19 protein-coding genes and 1 pseudogene are annotated in these 16,932 nt (G+C 48.3%); 4 read left to right on the forward strand and 16 right to left on the reverse strand.

Annotation, left to right across the window (positions count from 1 at the left end; all coding sequences use genetic code 11):
- Positions 1 to 20: 20 nt before the first annotated feature.
- The 4 genes from P3339_RS22525 to P3339_RS22540 all read right to left on the reverse strand — a co-directional run bounded on the left by P3339_RS22525 (position 21) and on the right by P3339_RS22540 (position 3,104).
- A complete protein-coding gene (locus tag P3339_RS22525; RefSeq protein ID WP_353056948.1) occupies positions 21 to 1,148 on the reverse strand; it encodes a DUF885 domain-containing protein in 1,128 nt (375 codons plus the stop codon).
- The gene (locus tag P3339_RS22530; protein ID WP_282951975.1) at positions 1,085 to 1,804 is read right to left on the reverse strand and encodes a DUF885 family protein; all 720 of its coding nucleotides are present in this window, start codon (positions 1,802 to 1,804) and stop codon (positions 1,085 to 1,087) included. The genes P3339_RS22525 and P3339_RS22530 overlap by 64 nt, the downstream gene beginning before the upstream one ends.
- A 392-nt stretch (positions 1,805 to 2,196) precedes the next feature.
- Positions 2,197 to 2,850, reverse strand: a complete 654-nt coding sequence (locus P3339_RS22535) for a hypothetical protein (protein ID WP_282951976.1) — start codon at positions 2,848 to 2,850, stop codon at positions 2,197 to 2,199.
- 20 nt (positions 2,851 to 2,870) lie between these two features.
- Positions 2,871 to 3,104 (reverse strand): hypothetical protein, encoded by a 234-nt coding sequence (locus P3339_RS22540; RefSeq protein WP_282951977.1) that lies wholly within the window; start codon positions 3,102 to 3,104, stop codon positions 2,871 to 2,873.
- Between the two features lie 623 nt (positions 3,105 to 3,727).
- On the opposite strand from P3339_RS22540, the gene P3339_RS22545 reads away from it, so the two are divergent.
- Positions 3,728 to 4,345 (forward strand): nitrilase-related carbon-nitrogen hydrolase, encoded by a 618-nt coding sequence (locus P3339_RS22545; RefSeq protein WP_282951978.1) that lies wholly within the window; start codon positions 3,728 to 3,730, stop codon positions 4,343 to 4,345.
- Positions 4,342 to 4,583, forward strand: a pseudogene (locus tag P3339_RS22550) (nitrilase-related carbon-nitrogen hydrolase). Before P3339_RS22545 ends, P3339_RS22550 begins: the two are co-directional and overlap by 4 nt.
- 65 nt (positions 4,584 to 4,648) lie before the next feature.
- On the opposite strand, the gene P3339_RS22555 reads toward P3339_RS22550, so the two are convergent.
- The 4 genes from P3339_RS22555 to P3339_RS22570 form a co-directional block, all read right to left on the reverse strand.
- Positions 4,649 to 5,656 carry a fumarylacetoacetate hydrolase family protein gene (locus P3339_RS22555; protein WP_020413776.1) on the reverse strand — a complete coding sequence of 336 codons (1,008 nt, stop codon included), beginning with the start codon at positions 5,654 to 5,656 and terminating at the stop codon, positions 4,649 to 4,651.
- Complete coding sequence (locus P3339_RS22560; RefSeq protein WP_020413777.1) at positions 5,653 to 6,213, reverse strand: VOC family protein; 561 nt, start codon at positions 6,211 to 6,213, stop codon at positions 5,653 to 5,655. Before P3339_RS22560 ends, P3339_RS22555 begins: the two co-directional genes overlap by 4 nt.
- 15 nt (positions 6,214 to 6,228) lie before the next feature.
- Positions 6,229 to 7,308 carry a 4-hydroxyphenylpyruvate dioxygenase gene (gene hppD / locus P3339_RS22565; RefSeq protein WP_020413778.1) on the reverse strand — a complete coding sequence of 360 codons (1,080 nt, stop codon included), beginning with the start codon at positions 7,306 to 7,308 and terminating at the stop codon, positions 6,229 to 6,231.
- Between the two features lie 288 nt (positions 7,309 to 7,596).
- Positions 7,597 to 7,851, reverse strand: a complete 255-nt coding sequence (locus tag P3339_RS22570; RefSeq protein WP_282951980.1) for a hypothetical protein — start codon at positions 7,849 to 7,851, stop codon at positions 7,597 to 7,599.
- A 350-nt stretch (positions 7,852 to 8,201) separates the two neighbouring features.
- Between P3339_RS22570 and P3339_RS22575 the strand changes: the two genes are divergently transcribed.
- Both P3339_RS22575 and P3339_RS22580 read left to right on the forward strand, forming a co-directional pair.
- Complete coding sequence (locus tag P3339_RS22575) at positions 8,202 to 9,182, forward strand: calcium/sodium antiporter (RefSeq protein ID WP_020413780.1); 981 nt, start codon at positions 8,202 to 8,204, stop codon at positions 9,180 to 9,182.
- A gap of 134 nt (positions 9,183 to 9,316) precedes the next feature.
- Positions 9,317 to 10,303: a glycerophosphodiester phosphodiesterase family protein gene (locus tag P3339_RS22580; protein ID WP_282951981.1), complete on the forward strand. Its 987-nt coding sequence runs from the start codon at positions 9,317 to 9,319 to the stop codon at positions 10,301 to 10,303.
- A gap of 3 nt (positions 10,304 to 10,306) precedes the next feature.
- On the opposite strand, the gene P3339_RS22585 is transcribed toward P3339_RS22580, so the two are convergent.
- From P3339_RS22585 to P3339_RS22620, 8 genes are all read right to left on the reverse strand, one after another.
- The gene (locus P3339_RS22585) at positions 10,307 to 10,633 is read right to left on the reverse strand and encodes a chaperone modulator CbpM (protein WP_020413782.1); all 327 of its coding nucleotides are present in this window, start codon (positions 10,631 to 10,633) and stop codon (positions 10,307 to 10,309) included.
- On the reverse strand, positions 10,614 to 11,588 hold the full coding sequence (locus P3339_RS22590) for a DnaJ C-terminal domain-containing protein (RefSeq protein ID WP_282951982.1): 975 nt from the start codon (positions 11,586 to 11,588) through the stop codon (positions 10,614 to 10,616). Before P3339_RS22590 ends, P3339_RS22585 begins: the two co-directional genes overlap by 20 nt.
- 150 nt (positions 11,589 to 11,738) lie before the next feature.
- A complete protein-coding gene (locus P3339_RS22595; RefSeq protein ID WP_020413784.1) occupies positions 11,739 to 12,107 on the reverse strand; it encodes a hypothetical protein in 369 nt (122 codons plus the stop codon).
- A 482-nt stretch (positions 12,108 to 12,589) separates the two neighbouring features.
- Positions 12,590 to 13,153 carry a TFIIB-type zinc ribbon-containing protein gene (locus P3339_RS22600; RefSeq protein ID WP_282951983.1) on the reverse strand — a complete coding sequence of 188 codons (564 nt, stop codon included), beginning with the start codon at positions 13,151 to 13,153 and terminating at the stop codon, positions 12,590 to 12,592.
- 128 nt (positions 13,154 to 13,281) lie between these two features.
- Entirely contained in the window at positions 13,282 to 14,976 is a 1,695-nt protein-coding gene (locus tag P3339_RS22605) for a flotillin family protein (RefSeq protein WP_020413786.1), read from the reverse strand.
- Positions 14,977 to 14,991: 15 nt separating this feature from the next.
- Entirely contained in the window at positions 14,992 to 15,645 is a 654-nt protein-coding gene (locus tag P3339_RS22610; RefSeq protein ID WP_282951984.1) for a YqiJ family protein, read from the reverse strand.
- Positions 15,645 to 16,373: a PspA/IM30 family protein gene (locus tag P3339_RS22615; RefSeq protein WP_282951985.1), complete on the reverse strand. Its 729-nt coding sequence runs from the start codon at positions 16,371 to 16,373 to the stop codon at positions 15,645 to 15,647. The genes P3339_RS22610 and P3339_RS22615 overlap by 1 nt, the downstream gene beginning before the upstream one ends.
- 101 nt (positions 16,374 to 16,474) lie before the next feature.
- On the reverse strand, positions 16,475 to 16,930 hold the full coding sequence (locus P3339_RS22620) for a hypothetical protein (RefSeq protein ID WP_020413789.1): 456 nt from the start codon (positions 16,928 to 16,930) through the stop codon (positions 16,475 to 16,477).
- Between the last annotated feature and the right edge of the window lie 2 nt (positions 16,931 to 16,932).

Consider the following 16,932-nt stretch of genomic DNA (forward strand, 5'->3'; position numbering starts at 1 on the left):
CGGGATTGCAAAACGATATTTTAAGAAGATTTCTGCTCCTCTATAAAACCTTGCATCTGCTCTTCCAACATGGAGAGAGGTAAGGCTCCATTTTTTAACAGCGCATCGTGGAAGACACGTAAGTCAAACCGATCACCAAGCTCTTTTTCCGCCTGCGCACGCAGCTGGCGGATCTTAATTTCTCCCATTTTGTAAGAGAGGGCTTGGCCCGGCCAGGAAATATAACGATCCACTTCTGCACGCACATTCGCGGGAGAAAGTGAAGTATTGCTGGATAGAAAATCGAGCGCTTGCTGACGGGTCCAGCCCTGGGAGTGGATGCCGGTATCAATTACCAGGCGTGCCGCACGCCACATTTCATAGCTGAGACGCCCAAAATGCTCATAAGGCGTAGTGTACAGGCCCATTTCTTTGCCGAGACGCTCGGAGTAAAGTGCCCAACCCTCCCCAAAAGCACTCAAATAAAGATTCCGTCGAAAGTCCGGCACATTTTCAAGCTCCTGGGACAGGGCATTCTGCAGATGGTGGCCAGGCACCGCCTCATGCAGGGTCAAAGCGGGTAACTCGTACAGAGGGCGCTGATCCAAGCCGTAAGTATTCAACCAGTAAGCTCCACCGCGGGTACCACCAATAGCGGCAGGATTATAGGAAGCCGTGGTGTAGTTGGGCGCGATCTCGCTAGGTACCGGAACCACTCCGTAAGGAGTGCGTGGCAGCAGGTTAAAGAACTCTGGCAGCAGGTAATCAATGCGCTTGGAGATATAGGCAGTCTCTTTAAGTAATTCTTCCGGAGTCTGAGCATAGAATTGCGGGTCGGTGCGCAGGAAATGGGTAAACTCTTCAAAAGTCCCTTTAAAGCCGGACTCCTTAATCAGCTCCTCCATCTCTGCACGGATACGCTTGACTTCAGCAAGGCCGGTTCGATGGATCTCTAACGGGTCCATATCCAGAGTCACATAGTTACGGATATTGTGGCGATAATAGTCACTACCTCCGCGCATTTTCTCGGCACCGATAGTTTCGCTGGCAGCTTTGAGATAATCTCCCTCAAGGAAGTTTGCCACCCGAGCAAAGGCTGGAATAGCTACCTGTTCAATTGCCGCTTTTCCAGTTTCACGCAGACGTTGCTGCTCTGCAGGGGAATTGATATAGGCATCTCAACAAAAGGTTTGTACAAGCTGCTCTTAGTGGGATCCTTATAAACTTGAGCTCGCACGGTGGGGGCTATGCCCTGCACCACTATTTTGGGCAAGACAAAACCTGTGCGAACTCCTTCACGCATATTGGCAATATTCTCATCGAAATACCGGCCAAAGTCCCGGATGCGGGCGATATAGTCCTCATAATCGCCAACACGGGTCATCGCCAAACCACTATTGGCATCCAGGGCAGCGCTATAAAAACTGTAAAAAGTATTGAGGGGCACCCGCTCCAGGAACAATTCATTGGCTTCAATAGAGTTTTCCAAAACCCAGGCGAGTAACTCGCGATTAACCCTATCCGAATCGTTCAATTCATTGGTGTCCACCGCTTGCAGACGCCGGAGCAATTCCTCTTCGGCTTTGAGTCGACGTGCCCTGTCCTCGGCAGCCACCCCCGGTAATTGGCGATTATAGTCCGACACACCCATACGACCCGCAGTAATCGGGTCCTCACGCAGACTGTATTGCCAGTGGTCTTCAATCACACCCTGGAGCTGTTCTGTTGCTGTTAGGGACCAAGATACGGGGGTTAGTACACAAGTAGCCAAGATAACACCAGATACCCGCTTAATGTGTTTTGCCAGGGCCTTGCCGGATTTCACGCTGCTCTCCATTAAATCACTCGGTTTTTAGTTATCAGAATTAGATCGACCAACCTTAACATGGGTTGCCCTCTGCGAGATTGCTTTCTATAACCCATGAACCAAGAAAGGTTGTGATTTATGGAAAGTTGATTACATGAAAAGGTGCAAAGTGAAATCATTGTGGGAACCGTTATGCCTACGGCCCCACAATATACGCAGCTAGTCCCTCGCTCTTGTAAGATCTAATAGCAGAGCTACCCTTCAGGAACATGAAGTACATGAGCTGATACCAGAAGACTGAGTAAACCCTGCATTTCCACAATAACCAACGCACTTAGTGATAGTTGCGGAAGTCTCCTACCTGAACACAACATTCAAATTGACATGGGCTTAGTTGCATATTTGAATTATTACAATCCTATTTTTTCCTTTCTCCCCACACCAAGGCCACTATATGGCTGAGGAAGCCTAAAATTAACTGGGTACCATTTTAAATTGACTGGTTGTGCTTTTGTCACAATGTCTAAAAATGGCTTAGATTCAATCGCTTTGTCCCGCTCAATTTTCCTAAGAGCTTCTTGATATTGAGACGAATCTTTCGGTATTCTTCTAATTCTCAGTATTTTAAGTATCGGATCTTCTTTTGGCTGAAGGCCACCATCATATATGCCACCAAATTCAATGTCTTTTGTTTTGATTGGTGTAAAATAGCTATATTCGACTCCATTCTTCACGATCATTGCTAAAACTTTCATGTCAGGGCTCATGGCAAACTTTACTTGATGTTGCCTAAAAAGATCGAAAGCAGTCTTAGTTGGTGCACTGGGTATCTCGAGCCTTCTATAAACCTCTTTCAACGCTTCTTTGCCATCTTCCCAGCCAAATACAGCCATGTCAGGTGAGGTATATCGAGTTTGCTGACCGGCATAGCACTCATTACCAGGTCCAGCCCACGAAAGAAGACCAGCAGTATTAGCTTTTACATGAACGGTAAGTAACCCCGGATCTAAGGCAAAGCCACGCATCATAGCCACGCCCCTGTAATAAAGCCATTTTTCATCCATATTTGGACATTGGCAGCCCATTACGCCATTGACCTTTTTTTACAATCGAGAAATCCTTTGAAGCCGCCCTTATGGGCATTTAAACCTAATTTAGGAACCAACCCTCCAGCATTAATAACATCTTGTTTTGAACGAGTCAGCTCGCCTCGTCTGCCTGTTAACATTGGCATGTTTTCTCTCCATAACTTATGGTCAATTTTATAGTGAAAATTATCAATATTTAGCTGATTAAATTCGACTAATCTATTAGGCATTCAGAGCCATCCGCTTTGACAACTCCACAAAAAATCAACCAATTCAACAAGTTAAATCATATTGAAGCAGAAAATTTTCAACTTCAACAGGGAATAAAAAAGCTTTTTAAATCGACTCTGGCACTATTTTTTCACGCCGCATAAACAGTTATTTGAAGGGGATTATTGAGAGACACTGACCAAATTTCGTTGATTAAAGATGAGTTTTTCTATTACCCAATATAAAAAGGTAGCTAACCTCTAAAGCCACTCAATAAAGAAATTTAACTGATCAGAGATTCCTTCGGAATTACCATGCCCTCTAAGAATCTATAGTTCTTTTATTTGATATAAAACTATGAATAACATGTAACACAAATCTCTATAGAATTTTTTTGTAAATCTACAGAAAATTATTTTTCTGAAAATTTGGGTCTACGCTAACAAGAGATTGCTAAACCAATAAGGAATCATCAACAAACACATTTAGACAAGCGGGGCTAACAATGAGAAAAATATCACTATCAAGTATTGCATACTCAACCTGCCCACAGTTGGCACACTTAAGCGTACTTGAGATTTATCCCGTAAGGTTCCAGCTTTATCATACTCCGTAAAACTATTGGAGAAAAAGGAGATCCCCAGTGAAAAATCTTTGTGTCGCAGCGGTGCAAATGGTAAGCGGCGAAAGCGTTACAGAGAATCTTTCACAGGCCTACAAGCTGCTTAAGGAAGCCGCCGGACGAGGCGCGAAACTAATACTGCTACCGGAAAACTTTGCACATTTTTCGGATAAAGGTAGTTTTTCCGTGGCCGAACCATTTTGCATTTCTGGTAAAACCAATACAGATAGACAACCCATTCAACACGTGCTTGCGAGTTGGGCAGAGGAGCTGGGTATCTGGCTGGTCGCTGGTTCGATACCCTTACTGGAGCGAGCCGACGGTAGCCCTACCGAGGGAAAGCGCAGCCGCTCAGCGTGCCTGCTATTCGGCGATCGAGGCACTTTAATGGCTCGCTATGACAAAATACATTTATTTGATGTGGAAGTTGAGGACGCTACCGGCAGCTATCGTGAATCCGCCAGTATTGAACCCGGCAACGAGCCCTGTGTGGCGACATCGCCCTGGGGTGCCCTGGGGCTCAGTATCTGTTTTGATTTGCGCTTTCCCGAACTCTACCGCCAGCTGGCCATAGCCGGTGCTGAGATTTTTTGGTGCCAGCAGCATTTACCCACACCACAGGGCGGGCACACTGGATGACCCTGCTGCAAGCCCGTGCGATCGAGAACGGCTGCTTTGTAATTGCAGCCAATCAGGGGGGATCCACTCGGAGAAAAGACGTACCTGGGGACATTCAGCGATTATCGATCCCTGGGGTGAAATCCTGGCCGGAGCCGGCGAGGGTGAAGCAGTCATCACTGCCACGTTGGAAGCTGAAAAGCTGACCAATATACGGCGGCAAATGCCATTACTTTCCATGCGCCAACTTGGAATATAAATAATAAAAAAGGGGCCCCATCGGGTACCCCTTTCTATGGTATAAGCCGTCGCAAAAAAATGGTATTAAACCTTCTCCACTGTCTGCTCAATACGACCAAAAATTGACTGGCCTTTATCATCGAGCATTTCGATAGCAATGCTATTGCCAAAGTCCATAAACGGCGTGCTCGCTGAGCCATTCTGGATGGTCTCAATCATACGGATCTCTGCAATGCAGCTGTAGCCGACTCCACCCTCTGCGACAGGCTTACCAGGGCCACCATCCAACTTATTGGATACAGTACCGGAACCAATAATGGTGCCCGCACAAAGTGGGCGGGTTCTGGCTGCATGGGCAACCAGCTGGCCAAAGTGGAACGTCATATCCACTCCGGCATTGGGCTCACCAAACTTCTCGCCATTCAGGTGGGAAACCAGTGGCAAGTGCAGTTTGCCTTCACGCCAGTTTTCACCCAGCTGCTCTGGAGTCACGCATACCGGTGAGAAAGCACTGGAGGGTTTGGATTGGTAGAAGCCAAACCCCTTAGCCAATTCCGCAGGAATCAAACCACGCAGGGAAACATCGTTCACCAGCATTATCAGTTTGATGTGGGACAGCGCATCCTCGGCGGACACCCCCATAGGCACATCGTCGGTAATCACGGCTATTTCTGCTTCGAAGTCGATGCCAAAGCCATTGCTTTGCGGCATCTTCACCGGCTCGCGCGGAGCCAGGAAGGTATCGGAACCGCCCTGATACATGAGCGGATCACTGTAAAAGCTCTCCGGTACCTCTGCACCGCGGGCTTTACGCACCAGCTCAACATGATTCACGTAAGCGCTGCCATCGGCCCAATGATAAGCGCGTGGTAGAGGTGAAGCGCACAGGGCTTGATCAAATGTCTCCCCCTGGATCTCACCGTTTTGCAGGCGCTCGTGCAGTTTCTCCAGCTCACCACTGACTGATGCCCAGTTGTCCAACGCACTCTGCATGGTTGGGGCAATATCGCCGGCCGGCACCATGCGGGTAAGATCGTCGCTGACAACAACCAGTTGACCATCGCGGCCGGATTTAAGGCTGGCTAACTTCACTGTGCCTCCCCTTCAGTTTTTTCCACAAATTCTTCTTCCCCATGCATCCAGGCGGCATGCCTTGGGGCTTTTTTCGTACGAGACCACTCTTCCAACATATCCTCAGCAACCCGCTTCAGTTCCTTGTGCATACCAGGCTTGGCGGTATTGGCGGCCAGCTCGATACGGTGGCCGTTGGGATCAAAGAAATAGATCGACTGGAAAATAGTGTGATCGGTAGGGCCAAGCACGTCGACCCCGGCCGCTTCCAGCTTTTCTTTGGTCGCTAGCATCTCTTCCATGGATTCCACTTCGAAAGCGATATGCTGCACCCACTTGGGGGTATTTTCATCGCGCCCCATCTCTGGAGAGTTGGGGATTTCGAAGAAGGCAAGCACATTCCCCATACCCGCATCCATAAAGACATGCATGTAAGGGTCCGGCTCACCGGTTGAGGGTACCTCGTTTTCGGCAATGGCCAGCTGGAAGTCCATACCGAGAAGGTCGCGGTAGAATTCCACGGTCTCCTTGGCGTCCCTGCAGCGATACGCCACGTGGTGAATGCGCTTAATACCCATTGAAGCCTCCGTTTTTTATTCCTTTTCTTTAATGACGCCGCGCTTGAGCTGGTCGCGCTCAATAGATTCGAACAGGGCCTTAAAGTTACCCTCTCCAAATCCTTCGTCTTCCTTGCGCTGGATAAACTCGAAAAATACCGGGCCTAGCATATTGGCGGAGAAGATCTGCAGCAGCAGGCGCGGCTGTCCGCCTTCGGTAGTGCCATCGAGCAGGATGCCGCGGCTTTGGAATTCTTCGGTGGGCTCACCGTGGCCGGGCAGGCGCTCTTCCAGCATTTCGTAGTAAGTGTCCGGCGGCGGAGTCATAAACTCCATACCGCGCTCTTTCAGGCGATCCCAACAGGCAATCAAGTCGTCACAGGCGAAGGCGATATGCTGGATACCCTCACCGTTGTACTTCATCAGGAATTCTTCGATCTGGCCACCGCCACCGGCCGCTTCTTCGTTCAGCGGGATACGGATCTTGCCATCGGGCGCGGTCATAGCCTTGGACAGCAGGCCGGTGTACTCGCCTTTGATATCGAAGTAGCGGATCTCGCGGAAATTAAACAGGTCTTCGTAGTACTTGGCCCAATAGTCCATACGACCGCGATATACGTTGTGGGTCAGGTGATCCAGGGTATGGAAACCACAGCCTTCAGGGCGGCGATCGACGCCCTCTTCCCAATTAAAGTCGATATCGTAAATGGATTCGCCATCTTCGTAGCGGTCGATCAAATACAGGGTAGCGCCGCCAATTCCCTTAATCGCGGGTAAGTGCAACTCCATCGGGCCGGTATTCACCTGTACAGGTTGTGCGCCTTTACGCAGGGCCTCTTCATAGGCGAACTTTGCGTCTTTCACACGGAAAGCCAGGCCACAAGCGGAGGGGCCGTGCTCCTGGGCATAGTAATAGGCGTGGCTGTTGGGCTCGTAGTTAGTGATAAAGTTAATATCACCCTGGCGCCATAGCTCAACATCCTTGGAGCGGTGGCGGGCGACTTTCTCAAAGCCCATGGCAGTAAATACGGTTTCAAGGATACCTTTTTCTGGCGCAGTAAACTCTACGAATTCGAAGCCGTTAAGACCCATCGGGTTTTCAAATAAGTCCGCCATGCGGTCCTCCATTTCTTATCATCGCAGCGCCTTTGATGGGGGCTGCGGATTGTGGATTTAAAGCGCAAACGAAGTTAGTTGCAGATGTAACTAATGTCAAGGGCCCCTGTTATTGGACCCTACAGCGGTTACCAAGAGGTTAATTTCAGTCACAGAGATTTGTTCAGATGGAGAGTTAAATAAAAGACAGGAAATGACCCATCAGGGAAAGATAATGGGGAAATGTATTGAGCGGATGGAATTCGGGTGTGGCCTTAGCCTATGAGCCTCTAACCACACCCGATATCACTAGCGCTCCTTACGGGCACACTTACCATTATCAGTGCGGCACATATGGTCTTTGTGAAACTTGCCGCTCATCTGGTCACATTGAGACTTGGTGACATCACCCGCGCAGGCGCTCTCTGCGTGCTGGCAACATCCAGTCTCCATGGTCGCCATCCCTTTCTTGTCCATCTCCTCTTCCTTTTTGCGATGTTCGCAAGCGGACAGGGTCAGCACCAGCGCCGCGGCCAGTATTCCAATTGAAGCTTTGAGTTGCATATAGGCCTCCTAGATACCCGGCGAGTGGCCGGTGACATGGATATCGCGGAATCTGCCGCGCATTGCTTTGTGCGACCCGCGTAGATTTACCCGACATCTCCACCAGCTGAACGAGGCGCCGCGCCAAAGTGCGCTGCCCATAGGTCACCCCGCAGATTTACCGGGCCATGCATTGACTGTAGTTCACACTGGCAGCAGAACCGTCTGACTGGCGGGACATTTACGTTTATTTTCACTTATCGCGCCGTTGATCGGGGTAACACCCTGTTTGTAGCGCAGAGAGCCGGTACAATCGCCACCCGTTTGTCGGGCAATGCCCCAATCTGAATGCTCACTATTGAGGATCGCCTATGCTTCTTGCCGCTCTCGCCATTATCGCCGGTTTTGTTGTGCTGGTTTGGAGTGCTGACCGCTTTGTAGAAGGCGCTGCAGCCACTGCCAAACATGCCGGAATGCCCACACTATTGATCGGCATGGTGATCGTTGGCTTCGGTACCTCCGCACCAGAGATGGTGGTTTCCGCTATTGCCGCCTTGGACGGCAGCCCCGGTCTCGCCTTGGGTAATGCCTACGGTTCCAATATTGCCAATACCGGCCTGATCCTCGGCCTGAGTGCACTCATTATTCCCCTTACGGTGCACTCAAAAATCGTACGCAAGGAACTGCCGCTATTGCTGGCAATTACCTTATTAGGTGGCGCATTCCTGTGGAATGGCAAACTGGAGCGCTGGGAAGCCGTTATTCTGCTTATGGGCTTCTTCGCCCTCATCGGCTGGAGTGTTTTCTCGGCCTTGCGTAACAAGGGCGATCAATTAGAAGGCGAAGTAGCTGGCGAACTGGAGGAGCACTCCATGCCCCTCGGCCGGGCTATTTTCTGGGTGGTGGCCGGCCTAGCCTTATTGATTATCAGTTCCCGCATGCTGGTATGGGGCGCGGTTACGATTGCTGAATCCCTCGGAGTCAGCGACCTGGTTATCGGTCTTACTATCGTTGCTCTCGGCACTTCCCTGCCAGAGCTGGCCGCTACTATAGTTGCGGCACGCAAAGGCGAGCACGATATCGCTATCGGCAATGTGGTCGGCTCCAATATGTTTAACCTGCTCGCAGTCGTGGGTATCGCCGGAACCATTGCACCTATGTCGAGCGTACCCCCTGAAGTCTTGTCCAGGGACTGGCCCATGGTGATTGGCCTCACCATTGCTTTATTTATATTCGCCTACGGCTTCCGCGGCCAGGGACGTATCAATCGGTGGGAAGGCGCCGCACTATTGACGGCCTACCTTGTCTACACTGGTTACCTGACTGTTACTATCACGAAGGCCGCACTCTAGTCAGATCCGGGGCGGTTCCAGCCGCCCTGTTCCCCGCCTCAATTCGCCATAATTTGCCCTCCCAGCGCCCATTTTTTTGAGCCAAAGCCAGCTAGTATTGGCGCACCTTCAACAGGAAATACGGAGACAATTTTATGGGGCGGGGTCCTATCATCAAAATTGGAGTACTGACTTCTCTTCTCGGATTTGGGGTGATTTATCTACTCAATGCTTCCTGGCTGGCACCGGCTCCCCAGGGGGACCCCATCCTGATTTCCCATCGTGGAGTCTACCAAACCTACAATCGCGATAACCTGGGACGTGACGATTGCACAGCTATTCGTATATTCCGACCTGAACACAGCTACCTGGAAAACACTATACCCTCCATGGAGGCTGCCTTTGCTCACGGTGCAAATATTGTTGAACTAGACATTCACCCCACCACTGATGGTGAGTTTGCCGTTTTTCATGACTGGACCCTGGATTGCCGTACAGATGGAAAAGGCGTTACTCGGGAACATTCCCTCGCAGACTTAAAGAAGCTCGATATTGGCTACGGCTATACCTTCGATGGTGGTGAAACTTTTCCCTTTCGCGGCCAAGGTATTGGACAGCTACCTACTTTAAAGGAGGTTCTGCAACACTTCCCGAATCGACAATTTCTTATCAATATAAAAAGCAATGACCCAACGGAAGCAGACCGACTGGATGCCTATCTACGCCAGTACCAATTACTCACTGACTCCCGCCTGATGGTTTATGGGGGTACCCGCCCAATAGAAAGGATCCGGGAATTACGACCAAACGCACTAGCCTTCAGCAAGACCAGTGCAAAGAAATGTGCACTGCAATATGTGCTTATTGGTTGGAGTGGCTACATGCCTGATGCCTGCCGCAACAGCATAGTGGTTGCCCCCAACACTTGGAAATGGGCCCTTTGGGGCTGGCCCAATCGCTATTCTGCGCGGGTAGCTCAGGTGGGAAGCTTGGTTATGGCGGTAAATCACCAAGGTGGCAAGCGGGGCCTTGCCGGTATCTATGAACCGGAGGAGTTAGACTACTTGCCACAAGATTACAGTGGGGCCATTTGGATTGAAAAAATTGAGGTTATAGGTCCACACATGCGATCAGTGCGCTAGATATTATTTACGCCTGTGGCGCGCCTCTAGCCGCGCCAAGTGTGCCTGTAACCTCTCAATTTCCTCTAGTAATTCGATAGCCAGAGCCGCACCGGCCAAATTGACACCTAAATCACGCTCCAGGGTATATGCCCGCCGAACTCGGCGCACGCAGATACCACTGAAGCGCCACTGTGGTTCCCGGTGGCGGGGTTCGATTACACCCTCCTCCACCAGGGCAATTATTCGCTCTGCAGGGACTCCACAAGCCCGGCACAATTCGCTCAGGCTTAGCTCACTATCTTCATCCAAGAGGATGCCGGTCACCCGCTCAAGTTTTTTGATCCTCACTCCCAACCCCCATAGACTTACGCGGGTTATATTCAAACGCTTCGCTGAATTTATGGTAAGCATCGCGCTGTGCATCTGTAGACGCCGACGGTGTTACCGTCTGCAACACAACATACATGTCCCCCGGCTGTTTGGCGGGAATGCCGCGGCCTTTAAGGCGAAGCTTTTTGCCATTTTCACTGTTAGCTGGAATTGTCAGCTTGATCGCCCCCTCTGGTGTTGGCACCTGTACCTTAGCGCCCAATGCGATTTCCCAAGGTGCAAGAGGCAGTTCCAAGTAGACGGTCTTAGCCTCAATACGATAAAGAGGGTGGGGATTAAAGTTGATCTCCAGATACAGATCGCCCGGCTTCCCCTCACCAATACCCGGTTCACCTTGTCCTGCCAGTCTTATTTGCTGCCCCTCAGTAATACCCTTAGGAATTTTTACGTTGAGGGTACGCTCCTGCATATGCGGGCGCCCATCCGCACCCAATACCGAGTGCTTCAGAGTGATCTGGCGGGTGGCACCGCGGTAGCTATCCTCCAGGTCTATGGCAATTCGCGCATAGGTATTTTCTCCCTGGGCACTAAATTGGCGCCTCTGCCTGCCACCGTAACCCTGGCTGAATCCACCCCGGCCAAAAAGACTTTCGAAGAAGTCACTAAAAGCCTCTGGGTCAGCATTGGTATAACCACCACCATGAAACTCAAATCCCTGATCCCAATTTGGAGGCGGCCGAAAGTCCTGTCCAGACTGATAACCGGCGCCTAGCTGATCATAGGCTGCACGCTTTTCGGGGTCTTTAAGCACCTCATAGGCCTCATTTACCTCCTTGAAATGCTCTTCTGCACCCTCCTCGTTACTGACATCCGGGTGATATTTACGTGCCAGCTTTCGATAGGCACGTTTAATCTCCGCCTGATCAGCGTTTCGCTCCAGACCGAGAATTTTGTAATAGTCCTTGTATTCCATGGCTTTAATAAAAGCCGATGATGAGAGGGTTCGCCATGTAATTGAAGCGAGAAAATTGGCGTGAGTATTATCTGATTAAGCAGATGTCCACTGATAGATAGAAGCGCCGATAGAACAATCGGCGCCAAATTACTAACTTAAATTACTAACTTAATGTCCAGTTTCGTAAAACATTGAGCCTTCCAAGTATTCAATACTTCCATCAACATAATGTATATAGACTTCAGCTTGGTTAGGCGAATAAGCCCTTACTGTCACGGAACAGTATAAGCCCGAGCTGCAACCTTTCACCCAATTAATACGATCGATAGACTTGGTGATATTAGTAATTTCCCAGCTTCCCGAAGTTGAATTCCCAAAACTGAAATCGAGACCACCACAGCGGTTCGTGCCATTACCAAATACACTTCCTCCAGCTTTCACATTAAGGTTGCACACCAGATCTGCAGAAAATGCAGGGAATGCAGTAAAAGAACAAACAATTAAAGAAACCGCTAAGAATAATTTTTTAATAGTCATCTTCCTAACTCAATTATTTTTTTATATGTTAATTGTCACAGTTAAACAAATTAGCGACCTAAATTAGATTAACATCAAGATTTTAATTTTCAAAGACGCCTACAAAATCCTCTCGAAAAAAAATGAGAACAAATTATCAATTTCATACAAATATTTTTTACTATTAAAACATTGATTTAGAAAATCCAGAGACGGATGATTTAGGTGACAATGATGTTTTCCTCGATTAAATAAGGAAAACAATTCCCATTCTTAGATAGCCTATCGTCTCGTTTAGAAACGAAGAAATTCAATCACAAAAATGTAGGCAGCTTCTATATCATAATTAAAGCGATCTTATAATCGATTTTAGTGATTCTTAATGCCATCAAGAAGCGAGCCAACAACAGTCAACTTGAATAACAATTGGGTAGCAATTATTTAGCTAAAGGGGACAGGAGTGAATCTTGCCCCCAGATCAATAACACTATAAAAACTAGCAACTAGCGCTCGGCAGAATAAGGGTCTTCCGCTATCAAATAGGCAAGCATATCCGCTTTCTGTTCTTGGGAGTGCAACCACTCACGGACCTCTTTTACTTTCTCATATAGCTCTTCGCCAAATCTGCTCCGATAAACTTCAGAAAAAGTCTCTTGTGCTTTAGTATCCCTAACCTTTTTCTGCCACTCATGAGTGACTAGAGAGTTCAGAGAAGCAGCAAGCCCCTCAGCCTTCAGAAGCTCCCACTCTCCCTTATCCAGCCAAATACCACCAATTGCCGGGCTATAATCTAAACGGTGTTCACTGCCTGCAGTAATTTTTAATTTCTGCATGATCATGCCTGTTACCGGACATAAAATAGCTTTCTTGGTATCTTCTGCCACCACTTCATTCAGCACATCTAAGTTATCTGAAAAATGATTTTCGGGGGTTTTTCTTTTCCAAGTCAGATAGTCTTCAACCAGAATCCAGTTTCCCCCGCAGCTAGAGCAGGTATGTGCACGAAACAACTCCTCAATAACAACTGGTTTGAGCACACCTTTTTTACAACTGGTACAGCGTTTCATAATTTCCTTTCCCTAAGAAAATAACCCAGGTTTTTTTAAAGACCTGGGTTGATAAATTAGAGTTTTTATCAGTTGAATAACTTGTAAATAAAGCCTGAATAACATTTATCTACAAAATCTGAAAAATATTAAACCTCAGTCTCAACGGGGTTGCTTAAGTTACCTACACCCGCTTCTTTCAAGAGAGAATCCACTAAAGGGGCCATCGCTCGGTGCTTCAGAGCGCTACCGACTAAAGCTTCCGGCAGGCTTTGGCCTTTAGCTTCCGATTCTCCATCCAGAATTCCACTGGACGCACGACCTTCCACACCATTTAAACCTTCAACAGAAATAATTTTCATTCCCTCAATACTTTCCATCGGTTTAACACTCTCACGGATAATATTGGGCAGATTCTCATGCAGGCTCAGCACCTTCTTGAGTGCAATCTGAGCTTCATTGAGACTGTTGTATGCCTCGTTCATCAGACGCTGACCTTCAGCATCCACCGCATATTTCTCACGATCTGCTTCAACCTTAATACGAATTGCCTCTGCCTCTGCAGAAGCCTGCAGGCGAAGTGCTTCGGCTTTATCTTCTGCAGCTGACTTCTCCGCTTCGGCCATTACTTTAATACCGGTAGCCTGACGCTCAGCCACTTTCTGGGCTTCGATAATCTCGATACGTTTATCACGCTCTGCCACTTCCACGTCCTTGGCGGTGCGCACCTGCTCTTCTGCTTTTACCGCTTCAGCCAGTGCAACGTTGGCCTGCTGGTCTGCCTGGGACTGCTCTTTGGATTTTTCCGCAACAGCAATTGCCCGCTCTTGCTCCGCAATTTCTACAGATTTCTCTTTGGAGATACGCTGCTCATCAAGGATACGTTCACGTTCAATTTCCTGTTCCTTTAGGCGACGTTCCTTTTCAATCTCCAACAATTTTGTAGCCTGCTCTGCAGCAATCTGGGACTGGCTAACCTCACGCTGAGCTTCGATCTCCGCCTGACGTGCGCCTCTCTCTTGTGCAGCCAATTCACGGGCGATATCTGCTTTTTGTGCTGCTTCACGATTTTCCAACTCGCGCTGCTGCTCCAAGTGTGCGTAGCGTTTTTCTTTATCGATCTCCAGTTTCTGACGCTCTGCCTCGAGATTTTTCTTCTCGATCTGTACCATAGTCTCTTGCTCAACGTCGTTAACTTCTTTACGACGCGCTTCAATAGAACGGGTCATGCTGGCAAGGCCTTCAGCATCGAAGACATTATCCTGGTTAAAAAACTCTTTGTGAGTCTGGTCCAGGCCGGTCAAAGAAACAGACTCCAGTTCCAGTCCGTTTTTCAACAGATCCTCAGAAACCACCTGTTGTACTTTTTGTACAAACTGGCTGCGTTGTTCATGCAACTCCGCCATTTCCATTTCAGCGGCCACAGAGCGCAACGCATCGACAAACTTGCCCTCAATCATTTCCTTCAAGGCTTCGGGGTCCAAAGTACGCAGGCCTAAAGTTTGTGCCGCGTTGGCTATCGCCTCGACATCGGGCTTTACACGCAAATAGAACTCAGCGAGCACATCGACGCGCATACGGTCCTTGGTAATTAGCGCCTGATGCTCTTTGCGGGATACCGCAAGACGTAAGGTATTCATATTTACCGGAATAATTTCATGTAAAACCGGTAATACCAATGCACCGCCATTCATGATGACTTTTTGCCCGCCCATGCCGGTACGTACAAACGAACGTTCTTTAGAGGCACGGGTATAAAGCCGCGCGAAAATGGTACCGATTACAATCAGGCCAACCAGTATTGCACCGGCAATAAATACTACAATGGGTAGGTTTCCTATCACTTCTAGATTCTCCAGTTAATTACTTTCCATCAGGTGCTCGCTGGTTGGACGAGTCACACGGAAATGCACACCTAACTCCTCTACCAGTAACACCTTTTCCCCCTGGTTAAAAGTTTCACTCTCATCAGGCTCCACCATCACATAGTGCGTGGTGCCATATTCATCGTTAAAGCGTGCTTCTGCGGGTGATCCTGCCTCGGCTTTACCGACAGTAATTACCGCGACTCTGCCAATAAAGGAGTTTCTTCTCACCGCTTCAGACTCATCACCGACAGCGAAACGCCGCAGTAAATTACCAACAAAGCGCACCTGTGGCAGCGCCAGGAAAAAAACTACCAGGGCCAACAGGCCGCCCGGTAATAACAGACCCAAAGTAGACTCAACAAACACCTGGATCAGTAAACCGGTAACACCAAAGCCAACCAAGAATGCCACTAAAAGAATCAGTGCTGGTACTTCGCCAAAGCGCAACCAGCCCAAAACTTTAGTCAATCCATCTGTTGCACCACCATCCGGCCCATCGATATCAATATCCGGCAGCATGTTATCGAGTAGATCTGAAATACCAACACCAATCAATGTCATCACACCTTCAAGAAGCGCTATCATAAACATTAAAATTAGCGCACCAGTGAAGATCAGGTTTTGATCTTCCAACAAGAATATCATCAGCCCCCCGACTTAATTTTGGCTAAACGTTCTTTCACACGATTCTTTCGTGCAAACTCCTCAAGCTCTGCTAACTTGCTGGCATCTATTTCGGAATCAAATGTCGATATAGCTGTACTATCTATTGCTCGATTAAATGCATCTGTAGCTTGTTCTACCTGGGCTTTCGAATTTCTATCCCTACCATATTCATCAGCAACAACGCTACCTCTTACATTTTTATTGACCGCGATAAATTCTTGCAATTTCTCACGCATTTCCCGCTTCTTACCTTGCAGAGCAAGAATATAGGAGCCTAGCTCCTTTATTTCTATCTCATTTTCACTGATCGCTTTCTCTAAAATTGGAAGCTGCACCTCAATATCCATTTGCTTGGCAATGGCGGCTTCAGCCAAATCATCACGACCTTCATTTATAGCGATGGTAATTTGTTCAGCTAAATTTTTATGACGTGTATTTTCGTCGTTTAACGTTCTACTATTTAGATACTTAGATGCCTCTGCTTTCCCTAGCTGGCCTCGCACATCCTTAATCGCATCATCCACTTCCCGAATTGCCTGTTCCATTACTGACTCTGGCGCAGCGGCTTCAACTGAGCCCACGACTGAATTCGCAGACACAGAGATTAAGCGTGAAATGCGCTTAATTAATCCTTCTCTCAAGATCATCTTTCCTTTTACTATTTCAATTTCCAATAAAGCCAGACCAAGTCCCTCAAATTCTGACAAACTTTATTAATTACTTCCCAAAACGGGCTGCTGAATTACCGCTTTTATTTCAAGATGAATACTGCTGCTTGTTTAAGCATAAAACTCATTTGTGCGGATACTTATTCCGCAGTTTCACCTTCTAGGCATTCACGAATTCTCACGGCGGAATCACGGTGAATGCTCCGTGGATTACTCTGTTGTGACATCAGCAACATTTTTTCCAGGAAAGCCTCGACACTCGGCAACAAGTCTTTCTCCAATTCCGGTGCCATTGGCTCTTTACCCGCACAAACTTTGATAATGGCGGCACCTTCTGTGAGCAACTCCATTACCGCCTCAATCAACAGACTCCGCTGGTTTTCCTCCAGATAACGAGCCTTTAATGGCAGCATGGCCTCTGCAGAGGAGAGATAGCTGCGGGAAAGACAATCCCCGCCAATAGACTCCCTCGCCATTGCAATAATTTCGCGTACTTTTTCACTTTGGGTGACCGCCCCATTGCGATCAATCGACATCAAATATGCATAATCTTCCGCCGATAGGCGTGCCGATATAGATTGTGTTTTATTGAGCATAA

This window comes from Microbulbifer sp. MLAF003 (assembly GCF_030012965.1).
GTDB lineage: Bacteria > Pseudomonadota > Gammaproteobacteria > Pseudomonadales > Cellvibrionaceae > Microbulbifer > Microbulbifer variabilis.

Coding starts and splice junctions, on each gene's coding strand:
- P3339_RS22535 (WP_282951976.1), bottom strand. CDS start 2,850: ATGGATGAAAAATGGCTTTATTACAGGGGCGTGGCTATGATGCGTGGC.
- P3339_RS22540 (WP_282951977.1), bottom strand. CDS start 3,104: ATGCCTAATAGATTAGTCGAATTTAATCAGCTAAATATTGATAATTTT.
- P3339_RS22560 (WP_020413777.1), bottom strand. CDS start 6,213: ATGGGTATTAAGCGCATTCACCACGTGGCGTATCGCTGCAGGGACGCC.
- hppD (WP_020413778.1), bottom strand. CDS start 7,308: ATGGCGGACTTATTTGAAAACCCGATGGGTCTTAACGGCTTCGAATTC.
- P3339_RS22570 (WP_282951980.1), bottom strand. CDS start 7,851: ATGCAACTCAAAGCTTCAATTGGAATACTGGCCGCGGCGCTGGTGCTG.
- P3339_RS22575 (WP_020413780.1), top strand. CDS start 8,202: ATGCTTCTTGCCGCTCTCGCCATTATCGCCGGTTTTGTTGTGCTGGTT.
- P3339_RS22580 (WP_282951981.1), top strand. CDS start 9,317: ATGGGGCGGGGTCCTATCATCAAAATTGGAGTACTGACTTCTCTTCTC.
- P3339_RS22590 (WP_282951982.1), bottom strand. CDS start 11,588: ATGGAATACAAGGACTATTACAAAATTCTCGGTCTGGAGCGAAACGCT.
- P3339_RS22595 (WP_020413784.1), bottom strand. CDS start 12,107: ATGACTATTAAAAAATTATTCTTAGCGGTTTCTTTAATTGTTTGTTCT.
- P3339_RS22600 (WP_282951983.1), bottom strand. CDS start 13,153: ATGAAACGCTGTACCAGTTGTAAAAAAGGTGTGCTCAAACCAGTTGTT.
- P3339_RS22610 (WP_282951984.1), bottom strand. CDS start 15,645: ATGATATTCTTGTTGGAAGATCAAAACCTGATCTTCACTGGTGCGCTA.
- P3339_RS22620 (WP_020413789.1), bottom strand. CDS start 16,930: ATGCTCAATAAAACACAATCTATATCGGCACGCCTATCGGCGGAAGAT.